This window comes from Stutzerimonas sp. LR2 (assembly GCF_055755175.1).
Window position 1 is genome coordinate 287,760 of sequence record NZ_JBVTRR010000002.1, and the last position, 15,212, is coordinate 302,971.

Annotated in this window: 12 protein-coding genes, 1 tRNA gene and 1 pseudogene; 8 read left to right on the forward strand and 6 right to left on the reverse strand. The window is 63.4% G+C overall.

The features are described from left to right. The first annotated feature begins 13 nt into the window (after positions 1-13). Positions 14-850 carry a CvfB family protein gene (locus ACVRRC_RS07805; protein WP_061373142.1) on the forward strand — a complete coding sequence of 279 codons (837 nt, stop codon included), beginning with the start codon at positions 14-16 and terminating at the stop codon, positions 848-850. A gap of 13 nt (positions 851-863) precedes the next feature. Here the strand turns inward: ACVRRC_RS07805 and ACVRRC_RS07810 are convergent, their stop codons facing one another. Both ACVRRC_RS07810 and ACVRRC_RS07815 read right to left on the reverse strand, forming a co-directional pair. Continuing rightward, positions 864-1,442 (reverse strand): DUF488 domain-containing protein, encoded by a 579-nt coding sequence (locus tag ACVRRC_RS07810; RefSeq protein ID WP_061373143.1) that lies wholly within the window; start codon positions 1,440-1,442, stop codon positions 864-866. 4 nt (positions 1,443-1,446) lie between these two features. After that, on the reverse strand, positions 1,447-1,659 hold the full coding sequence (locus ACVRRC_RS07815; protein ID WP_013982283.1) for a hypervirulence associated TUDOR domain-containing protein: 213 nt from the start codon (positions 1,657-1,659) through the stop codon (positions 1,447-1,449). Positions 1,660-2,192: 533 nt separating this feature from the next. On the opposite strand from ACVRRC_RS07815, the gene ACVRRC_RS07820 reads away from it, so the two are divergent. The 5 genes from ACVRRC_RS07820 to ACVRRC_RS07840 all read left to right on the forward strand — a co-directional run bounded on the left by ACVRRC_RS07820 (position 2,193) and on the right by ACVRRC_RS07840 (position 6,827). Beyond that, a complete protein-coding gene (locus ACVRRC_RS07820; RefSeq protein ID WP_061373144.1) occupies positions 2,193-4,271 on the forward strand; it encodes a glycoside hydrolase family 5 protein in 2,079 nt (692 codons plus the stop codon). A 446-nt stretch (positions 4,272-4,717) separates the two neighbouring features. After that, the gene (locus ACVRRC_RS07825; protein WP_472996994.1) at positions 4,718-5,488 is read left to right on the forward strand and encodes a hypothetical protein; all 771 of its coding nucleotides are present in this window, start codon (positions 4,718-4,720) and stop codon (positions 5,486-5,488) included. Further along, positions 5,485-5,913, forward strand: a complete 429-nt coding sequence (locus ACVRRC_RS07830; RefSeq protein WP_049324968.1) for a phage holin family protein — start codon at positions 5,485-5,487, stop codon at positions 5,911-5,913. The genes ACVRRC_RS07825 and ACVRRC_RS07830 overlap by 4 nt, the downstream gene beginning before the upstream one ends. Further along, positions 5,910-6,668, forward strand: a complete 759-nt coding sequence (locus ACVRRC_RS07835) for a DUF3618 domain-containing protein (RefSeq protein ID WP_011912634.1) — start codon at positions 5,910-5,912, stop codon at positions 6,666-6,668. Before ACVRRC_RS07830 ends, ACVRRC_RS07835 begins: the two co-directional genes overlap by 4 nt. 83 nt (positions 6,669-6,751) lie before the next feature. Then, positions 6,752-6,827: transfer RNA gene (locus ACVRRC_RS07840), tRNA-Thr, on the forward strand. 66 nt (positions 6,828-6,893) lie between these two features. Here ACVRRC_RS07840 and ACVRRC_RS07845 read toward each other — a convergent pair. Beyond that, complete coding sequence (locus ACVRRC_RS07845; protein WP_472996995.1) at positions 6,894-8,438, reverse strand: MFS transporter; 1,545 nt, start codon at positions 8,436-8,438, stop codon at positions 6,894-6,896. A gap of 33 nt (positions 8,439-8,471) precedes the next feature. Between ACVRRC_RS07845 and ACVRRC_RS07850 the strand changes: the two genes are divergently transcribed. Next, positions 8,472-9,017: a TetR/AcrR family transcriptional regulator gene (locus ACVRRC_RS07850; protein WP_013982287.1), complete on the forward strand. Its 546-nt coding sequence runs from the start codon at positions 8,472-8,474 to the stop codon at positions 9,015-9,017. Between the two features lie 3 nt (positions 9,018-9,020). On the opposite strand, the pseudogene ACVRRC_RS07855 reads toward ACVRRC_RS07850, so the two are convergent. Further along, positions 9,021-9,898: pseudogene (locus ACVRRC_RS07855) on the reverse strand (helix-turn-helix domain-containing protein). 162 nt (positions 9,899-10,060) lie between these two features. On the opposite strand from ACVRRC_RS07855, the gene pobA reads away from it, so the two are divergent. Then, on the forward strand, positions 10,061-11,245 hold the full coding sequence (gene pobA / locus ACVRRC_RS07860; protein WP_472996831.1) for a 4-hydroxybenzoate 3-monooxygenase: 1,185 nt from the start codon (positions 10,061-10,063) through the stop codon (positions 11,243-11,245). Between the two features lie 42 nt (positions 11,246-11,287). Here the strand turns inward: pobA and ACVRRC_RS07865 are convergent, their stop codons facing one another. Both ACVRRC_RS07865 and ACVRRC_RS07870 read right to left on the reverse strand, forming a co-directional pair. Further along, on the reverse strand, positions 11,288-13,423 hold the full coding sequence (locus ACVRRC_RS07865; protein ID WP_407042793.1) for a TonB-dependent siderophore receptor: 2,136 nt from the start codon (positions 13,421-13,423) through the stop codon (positions 11,288-11,290). 189 nt (positions 13,424-13,612) lie between these two features. Further along, complete coding sequence (locus tag ACVRRC_RS07870; protein WP_472996832.1) at positions 13,613-15,163, reverse strand: diguanylate cyclase domain-containing protein; 1,551 nt, start codon at positions 15,161-15,163, stop codon at positions 13,613-13,615. Positions 15,164-15,212: the final 49 nt, after the last annotated feature.

The window sequence follows — 15,212 nt, forward strand, 5'->3', positions numbered from 1 at the left end:
TGGGACACCCGCCATGGCCGCCATCGGACGTTACAACAGCCTGCAGATCGTCAAGCACACCGGTTTCGGCCTCTACCTCGACGGCGGGCCGGATGGCGAGATTCTGCTGCCCAACCGCTACATCCCCAAGGATGTGCCGACCGAGGTGGACGACTGGCTGAACGTGTTCGTCTACCTCGACAGCGAGGACAAGCTGATCGCGACCACGGAAAAGCCCAGGGTGCAGGTCGGCGAGTTTGCCAGTCTCAAGGTGGCGGAAATCAACCGCGTCGGGCTTTTCCTCGACTGGGGGCTGCCCAAGGATCTGCTACTGCCGCACTCGGAGGAGAAGCGGCCGCTGCAAGTCGGCGACTACTGTGTGGTCTACGTGTACATCGACCAGCGCACCCGTCGCATCACCGCCACCGCACGGCTGGATCGCCATCTGGACAAGACGCCGGCGCGCTACCGGGTGGGCGACGCGGTGGACCTGCTGATCGTCGAACCGACCGATCTCGGCTACAAGGCGATCATCAACGGCCAGCACTGGGGATTGATCCACAAGAACGAGGTGTTCAAGTTCCTGCGCGGCGGCATGCATGAGCGGGGTTACATCCGCGAGCTGCGCGCCGACGGCAAGATCAGCCTGAGCCTGCAGCCGATCGGCAGCGAGGCGACCGATGCGCTGCAGGCGCTGATCCTCCAGCAACTGGAGGAAAACCAGGGCGTACTGGCCGTGAGCGACAAGAGCCCGGCCGAAGAGATCGCGCGGCGGTTCGGTGTCAGCAAGGGCAACTTCAAGAAGGCCATCGGCGGGCTCTACAAGCAGGGTCGCATCGTCATCCACCCGGACCGCATCGAGCGCCCCTGATGCGCATCATGGGCTAAAGATCCAGGTCGATCTGTCTGCCAGCTTCCTTCCTCAGCGGCACGCCCTTGCCTGCGGCATAGCTCAGCTGGCCGTCGACCAGCCGTGCCGGGGCAGTGAAAGGGTGGGCGGCGGGCGGCTTCTCGTCCTGGATGTGCAGCACCTCGATACCTCGGGTCTTCAGCACATCCGATACCAGTGAGCGGTGGCAGCGCCACCAGAGCACCTCGGCGCACATCATCGCGGTGCGTTGCCGGCCCGCCCTTTCCAACAAACGGTTGAGCCCGCGGTTGAATTCGTCGCTCTGCAAATGATCGGCGTAGCCGCGAAAGGAGCTGTTGCGCCAGGCCAGGTTGGGCGAATCCGCAAGCGGCCGTCGGCGACCGCCAAGCTCCTCGAACCAGGCATAGCCGATACCCGCCTCACCCAATGCACCCCGCAGCGCCTCGCTGCCGAACTGTGGCAGCCGCCGCGAACCGGGGAAGCGGCGCACGTCGGCGATGGCTTCGATGCCGTGCAGCTGCAGCAGCTCGACAAAGGCCTCCAGCGAGCGGTTCGAATGGCCAATGGTCCAGACGGTCAGCGTGTCAGTCATGCAATCAGTCCAGCTTGGTCAGCGCCGACTCTTTATGCATCGCCACGTGATCGGTCTTGTCGCTCTTGATCTCGTACTGCGGTGCTTCGGGGCTGGCACGCCGGGTCCGGCCCATGAACTCGGTGTCGGCCGTGTGCACCCGAGTGATGCGACCGCGGACTCGTCCTGCTTCCGAGTTCCAGCTCACGTGATCGCCGACCTTGAACTTATGGCTCATCGCTAACCTCCGCCTGCGTCTGTTGATCCTCATGTTGGACCTCGAAAGCGCGCCGACGGTTGCCCGAGCGTCAGCGTTATATAGGGATTAATCCCTGCCGTTTCGCGCAATTATGCGGTGCCGTTCGTCGGGACAAAATCATAGGATTTAATGCCGTTTGAAAGTTGGCGAATTCAAAAAACCGTCGCAAGCGGAACGACAAATTCTTCTAGCAAGGGGGCTAAGCGTCATATCAAATCGATATCTGCACCCATTTATATAATGGCAACATAATATCGGTGACAGATATATGGCGGCTTATTGGCGATCTTTTTCCGCCACAAAGATTTCCATTATTTTTTCGAACCTATTATAAAGCCGCCACGCAAGACGATTTACCGGTTTGTTCAGGGGGTGGACGGCGGGAAATTTCTTGTAGAACGGTTCGTTTGTTGTGACACCGCGGTTCCTTCCAGTATCGCCCCACGACTTATCGACCTCCCGTCACTTTTCGAAGGCTGGGCCTTTGAAGTAGTAAGTTCCGGAGAGACTCAATGTCCACCAACCTGTTTACCGGTGCCCGTAAGGCACTCGTCGCTTCCATCGCCATGGCTGCCCTCATGGGTGGCGTAACCGTAGCAACTGTTCCTTACGCTGCTGCAGCTACCACTGTCGCTGCAGCCTCCGTTTCCACCAAGGTCAACGCCTTTACCAATACCGACTGGCTTAATGGTGTCTGGCGCACTGGCGCAGGCTTCTCCATTCCGGCCACGGCCGCCAACCAGGCGGCTTTCAAGGCGGGCGCCTCGGTTCGCCTGGCTGACGGCCAAGTGCGCACCATCAGCCGCGCGCAGGTCGTCGGCAGCAACATGAGCGTGTTCCTTGATGGCGCCAAGCTCGATGGCAACAAGGTGGGTGCACCGCAGTCGGTCGCAACCGTGGCTGCCGCAACTTCGGCTCCCGCTACCGCGGCGCCTGCAGTAACCGCGCCGTCGACGGCGACTGCTTACTCCACCAGCATTAATGCCTTTACCAACACCGATTGGCTCAATGGTGTCTGGCGCAAGTCGCCGGGCTTCTCCATTCCGGCCAACGATGGCAATAAGGCCAACTTCAAAGTCGGTGCTTCGGTAAAACTGGCCGATGGCCAGGTTCGCAAGATTACCCAGGCACAAGTCGTCGGTAGCAACATGAGCGTCTTCCTCGAAGGCGCCGCGGTTAACGGAAGTGTAGTGGGCGCGCCCAACAAGCTGACCCTCGCCGGTACTACCGCAACTGCTCCGGCACCGACCGCACCTTCGTCTTCGGTCGTTGCCACCAGCAACTTGAACAGCTTCACCAACAATGAGTGGCTGAACGGTGTGTTCCGTGCGTCCGCCGGGTTCTCCATCCAGGCAACCAGCGCCAACGTCGCCGCTTTCAAGACCGGCGCATCGGTAAAACTGGCTGACGGCCAGGTGCGCAAGGTTCTGCGTACCCAGGTGGTCGGCAGCAACATGAGCGTGTTCCTGGAAGGCGCGGCCATCAACGGCGCTGCCGTCGGTTATCCGAAGACGGTCTCCGTGGTCAGCACCTCCGCCACGCCTTCGGCTCCCTCGGTCACCACGCCGCCTGCTGCTGTAGCGCCGGCCCCGAGCCCAGCGCCGTCAGCGCCGAGCACCACCAATGGCAAACCGCTGCTGGTTGGCGTCAACCTGTCCGGTGCAGGCTTCGGCCCGTCGGTGGTTCCCGGTACGCACGGCACCAACTACACCTATCCGGCCGAGTCGTACTACAAGAAGTACGCCGACCTCGGCATGCCGCTGGTACGCCTGCCGTTCCTCTGGGAGCGTATCCAGCCCAAGCTGAACACGCCGCTGAATGCCACAGAACTTGCGCGCCTGAAGCAGTCGCTGGATTTCGCGCAGAAGCACAACGTCAAGGTGATCCTCGACCTGCACAACTACTACCGCTATTTCAACAAGCTGATCGGCTCGAACGAAGTACCCATCAGCTCATTCGCGGCGGTGTGGAAGCAGATTGCGCAGGAAGTGGTCAACCACCCGGCGGTGGAAGGTTACGGGCTGATGAACGAGCCATACTCCACCAATGGTCTCTGGCCGCAGGCCGCCCTGGCTGCTGCTCAGGCGATCCGCACCGTGGATTCCAAGCGCTGGATCTACGTGGCCGGTGACCGCTGGTCCAGTGCCTTCCACTGGCCGCACTACAACACTCAGCTGATCAGCAACCCGTGGATGCGCGATCCGAAGAACAACCTGGTGTACGAAGCACACATGTACATCGACAAGGATTTCTCCGGTAACTACTTCGACAAGAACGAGAAGTTCGACCCGATGATCGGTGTCAATCGCGTCAAGCCTTTCGTCGACTGGCTGAAGCAGAACAAGCTGCGTGGCTACATCGGTGAGCACGGTATTCCGGACTTCTCGCCGTCCGCCCTGGTGGCCACTGACAACCTGCTGTCTTACCTGCGTCAGAACTGCATCCCCAGCACTTACTGGGCAGCAGGTCCCTGGTGGGGCGAGTACGCACTGTCGCTGGACGTGACCAGTGGCAAGCACCGCCCGCAGCTGCCGATTCTGCAGAAGCACGCCAAGACCGCGCACAGCTGCACCAGCATCGGTCCGCTGTAAGGACTTCACCCCTCAAGCAAGAACGGGCCTTCGGGCCCGTTTTTGCGTTTCAGCGCCCAGCCTGTCTGCTACAGCTCGTCGGCTCGCTCGAGGCAGGCCGGCGCCAGCTACCTTCGACCATTCGGTCACAAACGTGCCGTCACGCGCCGTTTCGCTTGTTTTCGTACGCCGATCCGTAGCCCAGTCGCGATGCCGCCTGCAGGCCCATCGTGGGCAGAGCGCCAGCAAACCAGCGCTGTTCGGCTCGCTCGTCCACTACCGGCGCCGCCGCGATAGCCCGCCAGCGAACGCCGGAACCGTCTGGCCCGAGCCACGGAACTCGAAAAATGGGGTCCGGTCACCATTTATGTGCGCACTTACATTGCACGGCCGCGGCGATCCGCATCGCTGTGCTTCAACGGACCGTGGTCATCCGGCCAATCCATAACCCTATAAAGGTGGACAAAATGACGACACCCGATGAAGAAATCACAGGTTACGGCGGCCAAGCCGGCACCGGCACGCCGCAGACGGCCGCCTCCAGCGGACAGTCGAGCAATTCGTCGGCCGGCAATGGCGCGGCCCCGATGAGTGGTTCCGGGGCCAGTCAGGGTGCGACCAGCGAGGACATCAAGGCCAAGGCGGCCGAAGCCGGCGAACAGCTGAAAAATCAGGGCAAGGCACAGCTGGACAGCTATCGCGGCACCGCTGCCGACGAACTGGAAAAGGTCGCGCAAAGCGCCAAGGCCGCCGCCGCAGAGCTGGAAAATCAGGACAGCACCGGGTTGTCCCACTACGTGTCCGACATTGCTCAGAGCATGGTCGACCTGGCCGACAACCTGCGTGGCAAGAGCGTCGACGAGCTGGTCGGCGAGGTGAACCGCCTGGCGCGCAACAATCCGGGCCTGTTCATTGCCGGCAGCGTCGCCCTCGGCTTCGGCCTGACCCGCTTTGCGCGGGCTTCGAGTAATCGCACCCATACGACGGCACGCGAGCTCACCACCGATTACGGCCATTCCGATGCTGCTCGACCGCATCCCACTTCGCCGCTGGGCGTTCCGGCTGACGTAACAGCTGAAACCCTGCCGAGCCAGGCCGAACTCGATTCGCGCATTTCAAGCGGCGCATCGGGCGGTACGGTCGGCAGCGTCAGCAATGCGGGCATGACCTCGACGCCGGGCAGCACCAACGGCATCGGCGCCAACGGCAGAGGCACAAACGGAGGGCTGAATCGATGAACGAGCAACGTAACCTGAACACGCCTTACGAACCGGCGGCGAACCCCGAGCACGACACTTCCGTGGGTGGCCTGTTGCGGCAGCTGACGCGTGAAGTGCCGTCACTGTTCACCAAGGAGCTGGCTCTGGCCAAGGCCGAGTTGAGCGAATCCATCCGTGCCACCAAAGCCGGCGCCGCGAGCGTGGCCACCGGTGGTGCCGTGCTGCTGGCTGGCTTCATCGTGCTGCTGATGTCGGCCGTGTACTTCCTCGGAACGATGATGGAGCTGTGGCTCGCTGCGCTGGTCGTCGGCGTGGTCGTGGTGGTGGTAGGCCTGATCATGGTCTCGGCGGGCAAGAAGAAGTTCGAAGCGTCTTCGTTGAAGCCTGACCGCACCATCCATTCTCTGCAGAAGGACAAAGAAATCGTCAGGGGGCACGCATGAGTACGCACAATCAGATAGATCTGGAAGCGCAGAAAGACCCGAGCACGCTCGAACGCGAGATCGATCAGCAGCGTGCCGAGATCGGCAACATCGTCCACGCTCTGGAGAGCAAATTGTCGCCGGGGCAGATGATCGACACCGCACTGGGCTACGCCAAGGGTGGTGGCGGTGAGTTCCTGCACAATCTCAGCGATACGGTGAAGGCTAACCCCGTGCCCACCTTGCTTACCGGCATCGGATTGGTCTGGCTGATGGCCGGGCAGAATCGTCGCCCGGATTACAGTGCCCACGCTTCCAGCGGCCCGTCGATGACCGACAAGCTCGCGGCCAAGGCCTCTGGCCTGAAGCAGCAGGGCACCGGCATTAAGGACAAGGCGGCTCAGATGAGTCATGACGCCTCCAGTAGTCTGGGCAGCGCCCGCCATCGGGTCAGCGACTCCAGCCGTCAGGCGGCGGAAAGCCTGAAGCACACCGCCGATCGCGCTCGTGGTGGTTTCAGCCAGTTGCTCAACGAGCAGCCGCTCGCCCTTGGCGCCATGGGTATTGCCCTGGGAGCTCTGCTGGCTGCTACCGTTCCACCGACCCGTCGTGAAGACGAACTGATGGGTCAGAAGAGCGACGAGCTGACCGGCAAGCTCAAGCACAAGGCCCGTGAAGGCTACGAAATGGCCAGTGCCGAAGGTGAGCATCTGGCCAGCCAGGTAAAGCACGACTTGGAGCGCGATCACGGCCAACCGGCCTCACGGCCGCACTGACGGAGCGTCGGCGGGTTGCCGTTCGCGAGGCGCGCGGTGGGCTTGAGTCCGATCGCATAACCTCCGATAATCCGCCGCCTGGCGCCGGTGTAGCTCAGTAGGTAGAGCAGCGCATTCGTAATGCGAAGGTCGCAGGTTCGACTCCTGTCTCCGGCACCACAGAACTCAAAGCCCGCAGCGATGCGGGCTTTTTCGTTTATGAGCGCTGTTGGCGTGGCGGCTGGGCTACCGAGCCCTTCGGGCGGTCAGGGCGATGCCGAGTGCGGCCATTGTCAGCAGGGCGGCGACCAGGATCATGACCGTCACGAATGCGCTGTCGAACGCACTTTGTGCCACGCCGATGAGCTGAGCAGCGACGCTGTCGGGCAGGGACTCGGCGGCGATCAGCGCGCCGTCCAGGCTGTCACGGGCCAGTGCCGGGGCGTCCACACTGGCAGGGGCAGCGAAGGCGCGGGTGTAAACCGCCGACATCACGCTGCCCAGCACGGCGATGCCGAATGCGCCGCCGAGTTCGTACGAAACCTCCTCGATCGAAGCGGCCATGCCGGCGCGGTCTGGCGGAGCATGCAGCAGCATGGCGCTGGAGGCGGCCGTCATTGCCGCACCGACGCCGAAACCGAGCAGGGCGAACGAGACCAGCTGAATCCAGTACGCGGCGCTGTAGCCCAGCAGGTAGAGCAGGGCTCCGGCTGCGGCGAGGCCCAGTGATGCACTGAGAATGCGTTCGGCGCCCAGGCGCGGCAGTGCCAGCCCCGCCAGCGGGCCGGCAATGAAGGCGCCGAGGGGGATTGGCAGGATGGTCAGACCCGCCTGCAGGGGCGACAGGCCTACCACCAGTTGCAGACGCTGGCTGACCACCAGTTCCATACCCATCAGTGCAGCGGAAGCGATGAGCGCGGTGGCCACACCGGCAGAAAAACTGCGGTCGCGGAACAGGGTGAAGTCGATCATGGGAGTCGTCGCTCGCCGCTGACGTCGCAGGAACGCCAGGCTGCAGATCACTGCCGCGATTGCCGCCACACCGGCTTGCAGGAGCGAGAAGTCGGCCTTGCCGGCTTCCTTGATGGCCAGCGTCAGGCCGACCAGGACGCCCATGATCCACAGCGAGGCGAGCAGGTCGAACGGCCGCTCGGGATTGCCGGGCCTGGTTGGCACCCAGCGCAAGGCGAGAACCAAAGCGAACAGGACGATGGGCACATTGATGATGAACACCGAGCCCCACCAGAAGTGTTCGAGCAGCACACCGCCGACCACCGGCCCGAAGGCTGCACCACCGGAGGCGATCGCCGCCCAGATGCCGAACGCCAGGGCGCGCTCGCGATCATCGTCGAAAACATGGCGGATGATCGCCAGGGTCGCCGGCATCATCATTGCCGCCCCAACCGCGAGTGTAACGCGTGCCGCGATCAACAGCGCTGGGCTGGGCGAGAAGGCGGCGCCGAGGGAGGCCAGGCCGAACACCACCAGCCCGGCGACGAACATCCGCTTGTGGCCGAAACGGTCACCCAGCGCTCCCATGCCCGGCAGCAGGCCGGCAACGGTGAGAGCGTAGGCGTTTACGATCCACAGTTTTTCGTTGGCCGTGGCACGCAGCTCGTAGGTCAGACTGGGCAGGGCGAGGTAGATTACCGTCATGTCGATGACGATCAGCAGCAGCGCGCTGGACAGGATGCCCAGCACCAGCCAGCGAAGAGGCGATTTCACGAGTCGATCCTTCAGGTTGCGGGTGGCAGCGCGATTGGTTGGAGCATGGTTGTTCCGGCAGAATATAAATACATACGTATTGAATTAAAAGGGGCGTCGGTGGGCAGAAAGAAGACAATCGATCGCGAAGCGTTGCTGGATGTGGCCGAGGGCATCGTCAATCGGCAGGGCGCTGCCGCGCTGACCATTGACGCAGTCGCCAAGGCGGCGGGCATTACCAAGGGCGGCGTGCAGTACAGCTTCGGCAGCAAGGACGACCTGATCAATGCCATGTTCGAGCGTTGGGGCAAGGGCTATACGGAACAGTTTCAGCGCATCGCCGGAGACGATCCCGACCCGCTGACGGCGGTGCGCGCCCATGTCGAGGCGACCCGCGCCTCGGATTCGGACGCCGATGCCAAGGCTGCGAGCCTGATGGCGGCATTGCTGCAGACGCCCGAGCACCTGGCTTCGACCCGCGCCTGGTATCAGGCGCGCCTGGCCGGTCTCGATACGTCCAGCGAGGCGGGCCGGCGGGCGCGGCTGGCGTTTTTCGCCACGGAAGGAATCTTCACGCTGCGCTTCTTTCGCCTGATGGAGATCAGCGAAGAGGAGTGGCGCGACGTGCTTGGTGACATCGCCGCGCTGGTGCGCGCCGACAGCTGATGCTCAAGCGCCGCTGGGGTGCTGGCGGAAGTCATTCGGCGATCGCCCGGTCATTCGCTTGAAGAATCGGGAAAAGTACGCAGGCTCGGAAAATCCAAGTTGATCCGAGATCTGGCTGATGGTCATGGCCGTGTAGATCAGCTCCCGCTTGGCCTCCAGCAACAATCGCTGGTGCAGCAACCCCAGGGCGGTGTGACCGGCGAAGCGCCGGGCCAGCGTGTTGAGGTAGGCCGGGCTGATGTCGAGCTGCATGGCATAGGCTTCTACCGAGCGCTGCTGGCGGAAGTCTTGCTCCACCAGGCGTGTGAAACGTGCCAGCAGTCCTGTCCCCGACTTGGCCGTTGCTCCCGACGCACTAGCAACTGCCGGGCCACCCATACGGCGAGTACCCCCACCAGCGACTGCAGCAACAGCTCCCGGGCCGGTGCGGCGTTGCGGTATTCACTGTCGATCGCCTCGAACAGGGTGTTCAGATAGCGCCGATCGGCACCCGCCAGATGCAAGGCCGGGCTGCGCAACGCGTCCTGCTGGCCATCCAGCGCGGTCTCCAGCTGCCTTAGCAGCGGGCTGGCCAGTGTCAGCACATAGCCTTCTACACGCTCGGAAAAGCGAAAACCATGCACGCACAGCGGCGGCACCACCTGGATCGCCGCCTGCTCGATCCGCGTGCGCTCCCCCTCGATCTCCACTTCAGCCCAACCGCGACGGATATAAAGCAGCTGAGTCAGGTCTGCATGGCGATGCGCGCCGATCTCCCAATCGTGCAGGCGACTGCGCGCGGCGATGGACTCGCAGTGCAGCAGGTCGGGCGTCGGCCAGTCGGCGCCGTCTCCATAGAGCTTGAAGACGGGAATGGTCGTATGGGCGTCGCGGGGCTTCATCGCCAGTGTTCCTGCTGTGCGCTAATCGAACCGAGTTTATGAAAGTCCAATACCCGCACGGCTTCGTCCATTACCGCCGGGTTATCGCGGGTACACCATTGGAGCGTCTCGACAGGGTGCGGCAAGCGGTCGCGCTCGACAATAACAAGTGAGGACCGAGCCATGAAAACAGGTGTCGCCATCATCGGTGCCGGCCCGTCTGGCCTGCTGCTGGGGCAGTTGCTGCACAACGCTGGCATCCCCAACGTCATCATCGAAAGGCAGACGCCCGAGTACGTACTCGGGCGCATCCGCGCCGGGGTACTGGAGCAGGGCATGGTCAATCTGCTGCGTGAGGCGGGGGTGGCCGAGCGCATGGACCGTGAGGGGCAGATTCACGAAGGCGTCGAACTGGCTTTCGGCGAGCGGCGGGTTCGGGTCGATCTGAAAGCGCTGACCGGCGGTGACACCGTGATGGTCTACGGCCAGACCGAAGTCACCCGCGACCTGATGGATGCCCGCAAGGCCAGCGCCGCGCCGATTTTCTATGGCGTACCGGATGTGCAGCTGCACGACCTGAAAGGCGAGGCGCCCTGGGTCAGCTTCACGCTGAATGGCGAGACCGTGCGCCTTGACTGCGACCACATTGCCGGGTGTGACGGCTTCCACGGGGTGTCACGCAGGAGCATTCCGGCAGGTGTACTGACCGAGTTCGAGCGCATCTACCCGTTCGGCTGGCTGGGGCTGCTCAGCGACACACCCCCGGTGGCCGGAGAGCTGATCTACGCCAGCCATGAGCGGGGTTTCGCGCTGTGCAGCATGCGCTCGGCCACCCGCTCGCGCTATTACCTGCAGGTGGGGCTGGAGGAGAAAGTCGCGGACTGGAGCGACCAGCGCTTCTGGGACGAACTCAGGCGGCGCCTGCCGGAGGACGTCGCGGCACGCCTGATCACCGGCCCCTCGCTGGAAAAGAGTATCGCGCCGCTGCGCAGCTTCGTGGTGGAACCGATGCAGTACGGCCACCTGTTTCTGGTCGGCGACGCGGCCCATATCGTCCCGCCGACGGGCGCCAAGGGGCTCAATCTGGCTGCCAGCGATGTCAGCACGCTGTACCGCATCCTGCTCAAGGTGTATCGAGAGGGGCGTGTCGACCTGCTGGAGCGTTATTCGCCGATCTGTCTGCGGCGCATCTGGAAGGCCGAGCGCTTCTCCTGGTGGATGACCGGCTTGCTGCATCGCTTCCCGGATACCGATGCCTTCGCCCGGCGTATTCAGGCGAGCGAGCAGGATTACTTCACCAGCACGCCGGCGGCGCTGACGACCATTGCGGAAAACTATGTGGGGCTGCCCTATGAGGCGGTGCAATAGCGCGAGCGGGGAGCGCAGCCAGGGTGGCTGCGCCCGCGGAGATCAGAGGCTGATCGAGATGCCGGCCTGCAGGGTGCGGGGCTCGCCCGGATAAGCCCAGGCGTTCCAGGCGCGTTCCTCGTAGTGCTTGTCGAACACGTTGTTCAGGTTCAGGTTCAGCCGCACGTTTTCGGTAAGCGGGTAATAGGCCAGCAGATCGACCAGGCCGTAGCCGTCCATGTCGAAGGTGTTGTTGCTGGTCTGCCCCTGGCGATCGCTGACGTACTTGAGCCCGGCACCGAGGCCGAGGCCGGCCAGGGGGCCGCCGGCGAACTCGTAGGTATCCAGCAGGTTGAAGCTGTGGCGTGGCACGTTACCCAGGCGAGACCCGGACGGCATGCTGGCGCTGGTGCTTTCGGTGACTTCGGCGTCGACATAGGCATAGCCGCCGATCACACGCCACTGCGGGGTGATGTTGCCGGCCAGGTTGATATCGAAGCCGCGGCTGCGCACTTCGCCGGCGGCGACGCTGCGGGTGCTGTCCAGCGGATCGTTGGTCAGCACGTTCTCCTTGACGATATGAAACATCGCCGCGGTCAGGCTCAGGTCACGGTCGGCCATGTCGTACTTGATGCCGACCTCGTGAGCGACGCCTTTTTCCGGGTCGAAGGAATTACCCAGGCGGTCGGCGCCGCGGTTGGGCTTGAACGAGCGCGAGGTGTTGGCGAACACCGCCAGCTCATCGGTGAGGTCGTAGATCAGCCCGAAGCGCGGGGTGACGGCGTTATGCGCCTGGTCCCAGTTCCCGTTGGGGTTGAGCTTGTCGTTATAGCTCTGCTCGAAACGCTCGATGCGCGCACCCAGTTGCGCCTTGAGGCGTTCGGTCAGGGCGATCTGGTCCTGGAGGAAGAAGGCGTAGGACTCCAGGTTCTCGCTGTCGTGGGTGGTGGTGCGGGTCAGCGCCGGCAACGGCTGGCCGTGTACCGGGTTGTAGATATCTATGGGGTAGGCCCCAGCACCGGGCGAACGGATGATCAGCGAGTTGTAGTTGAACTTGTCGTACTCCACACCCACCAGCAGGGTATGGGCGAAGCCGGCGAGGTCGAAGTTGCCTTCGGCGTTGGCCTGGGCATTGACGTCGTTCCAGTTCAGCCAGCGTTCGTTGTAGTTGCGTCCGATGGTAGTGGAGCCTGCAGGCAAGCCGGTGTAGGCGTTGCTGTTGTTCTCCACGGCGCCGCCGTAGATCTCGCCATCGAGATACTGCACGCCGCCACGCAGCGTCCAGCTCTCATTGAGCAGATGCTCGATACGCAGCTGGGTGGTGGCGTTCTCGTTGGTCAGCTTGCCGGCAGCCTTTTCACCGAGGAAGCGGTCGCGCGGAAGCTTGCCCTGCTGGTTGGCGTAGCGGGTGACCCCGCGGTCGAGCGGGTGGCGATTGTGCAGGTAGTCGCCTTCGAGGGTGATGGCGGTGGCTTCGTTGAGCTGCCAGCGCAGCACGGGAGCGACGTTGTAGCGCTCGCTCTCGACGTCGTCGCGGAAGCTGTCGCCGCCCTCGGCCACCAGGTTCAGGCGGTAGGTGAAGTCGGCCTGTTCGTCCAGCGCACCGGTGGTGTCGAGGGTGCCGCGTCGCAGACCTTCGCTGTTGACCTGGCTGCCCAGCACGGTGCGGCGCTCGGCCTGCGGCTGCTTGCTGACGATGTTGAAGGTGCCGCCCGGGTCGCTGCGGCCGTAGAGCATGGCGGCCGGGCCGCGCAGCACTTCGATGCGTTCGATGGTGCTGGCGTCGGGCATGTTCGGGTAGCCACGGTTGACGGCGAAACCGTTGCGATAGAACTCCTGGCTGTTGAAGCCGCGAATCAGGAATTCGGTCAGGCCCTGACCACCGAAGTTGTTGCCGCGCTCCACGCCCCCGGCGTAGTCGAGCGCATCTTCCAGGCGCACCGCTCCGATGTCCTGTACCACCTGCGCCGGCACCACGCTGATCGATTGCGGCGTGTCATGAATGGCGGTGTCGGTCCGTGTCGCGCTGGCCGAGCGGGTGGCGCGATAGCCTTGTACTGGCCCGTCGGCGCGTTCGGCAGATGCGGTGACCTGCATTTCCTCGAGCGCCAGCGGCGTCGAGGGGGCGTCGTTGGCGTAGGCGGCGAGAGGGCTGGTGAGGGTCGGAACCGCAAGCATCGAGACGATAAGGCGCCGCATCGGAAGATCCTTGAAGGGGAGCGAGGGCGCGCATCCTAATATCAATAACAACTATTATCAAACAGGATATTTTCTCATCTTCATGTGACGAAACCGTTGCGAGACAACGGATGGCGTGCACCGCTCCGTGCACGCTCCGCATGCGAGGTGTCAGCGTTGCGTCAGGACCGTCGGGGGCTGCCTGAATCGCTACGCGGCGGCGACCACAGCGCGGTCACGGCCGGCTCGTTTCGCCTGGTAGAGCGCGGCGTCCGCGGCCTTGAAGGTGGCATCGGCGTTCGGGTAGTCGCCGCTAAAGGCAATGCCGACTGAGGCGGTAACCGGCGTTCCGGTCGGGCTTGTGGTTTGCCGCAGCCGTGTCAGCAGGCGTTCGGCGGCAACGCTGGCACCCGTGGCATCGGTCTCGGGTAGCAGCATCAGGAACTCCTCGCCACCCATACGGCAGAGCACATCGGTGGGGCGCGAACATTCACGCATCTCCGCCGCCAGGAAGCGCAGCACTTCGTCGCCGACATCATGGCCGTGCTGGTCGTTGACCTGCTTGAAATGATCGATGTCCAGCGCCAGCGCCGCATAGCCCTGATCGAGCAGTTCGAACTGCTTGAGGGCCAGCTCCAGGCCGCGACGGTTGCGCAGGCCGGTCAGCGGGTCGGTCATGGAGGCTGCCTCCAGTGCGCCCATCTTCTGTTGCAGCAGCGACACGCCGGTCAGCATCGCCACCTTCAGGCGGGCTACTTCGAAGTACCAAGAGTTGACGGTAGAGATGCGCTGCGCGGCCTCTGGTGCACCCCAGTGCTCGGCGGTATCGGCCAGCGCGCGGATTGGTGAGGAGATGAGTTTGGACAGCCACCAGAACACGGCGAGGGAAAGGATGGCGAACGGCACCGCGTTGAGCAGCGTCGCGCGTGCCAGCTGGGTGAGCTTGGCGGTAATGGCGGCCGTGGGACGCTGGGCGATGATGCCCCAGCCGGTGCTCTGGATGGGGGCGTAGCCCGCCAGCATGTCCACGCCACGGGTGTTGATCACCCGCTGGCTGCCTTCATGGCCTTGCAGCACCTGCTGTACGACAGGATTGCTCGATACATTCTGCCCGACTCGCTCGCCGTCTTCGTGGAATACCAGGTTGCCCTGGGTATCGACGACGTACAGGTACGAGCCGTCGCGGTAGTAATGGACGCCCAGCAGGCCATGCAGTGCGTTGCGTTCACGCAGGAACAGCGAGGCGCTGATGAAGCCTCGATAGCTGCCGTCGGCGCCAAAGATCGGATGGGATATCGCGATCAGGTAGATGCCGTCCGTGGCGGTGTACGGGTCGGTAATCAGCGGGGCGCGTTCGGTCAGCGCGCGGGTCGCACCGACGCTGTTGACCTTCATTCCCACTTTCAAGCTGCTTCCCGGCGAGGCGGAGAGAATCTCCCCGGCGGCGCTGACGATGATGGCTCGACTGAACTGGTCGCTCTTGAGCTTGAGCCGCTTCGTCTCACTATCGCGGGCCTCGGGATCGTCGAAGCGGGTCGACAGCGTTTCGGCTGCGAAGGCCAGTTCACGGCGGCTGTTCACGAAGAACTGATCGGTCGTGTCGGCCAGCTTGCGGGCATAGGCCCGGTTGGCCTCCAGTGTCTGATCGAACAGCTGGTCGCGCTGGGAACTGTAGCCAGCGAAGAAGCTGTTGGCGAAGGTCAGCAGGCCTGCCACCAGTGCCAGCAGCAGCGTGAGTTTCTGTAGATCCAGCCGGGACATGAAGCTTCCATTCCGGGTCGTGCTTGGCGTCGTCGCCAATGAAGGGTTT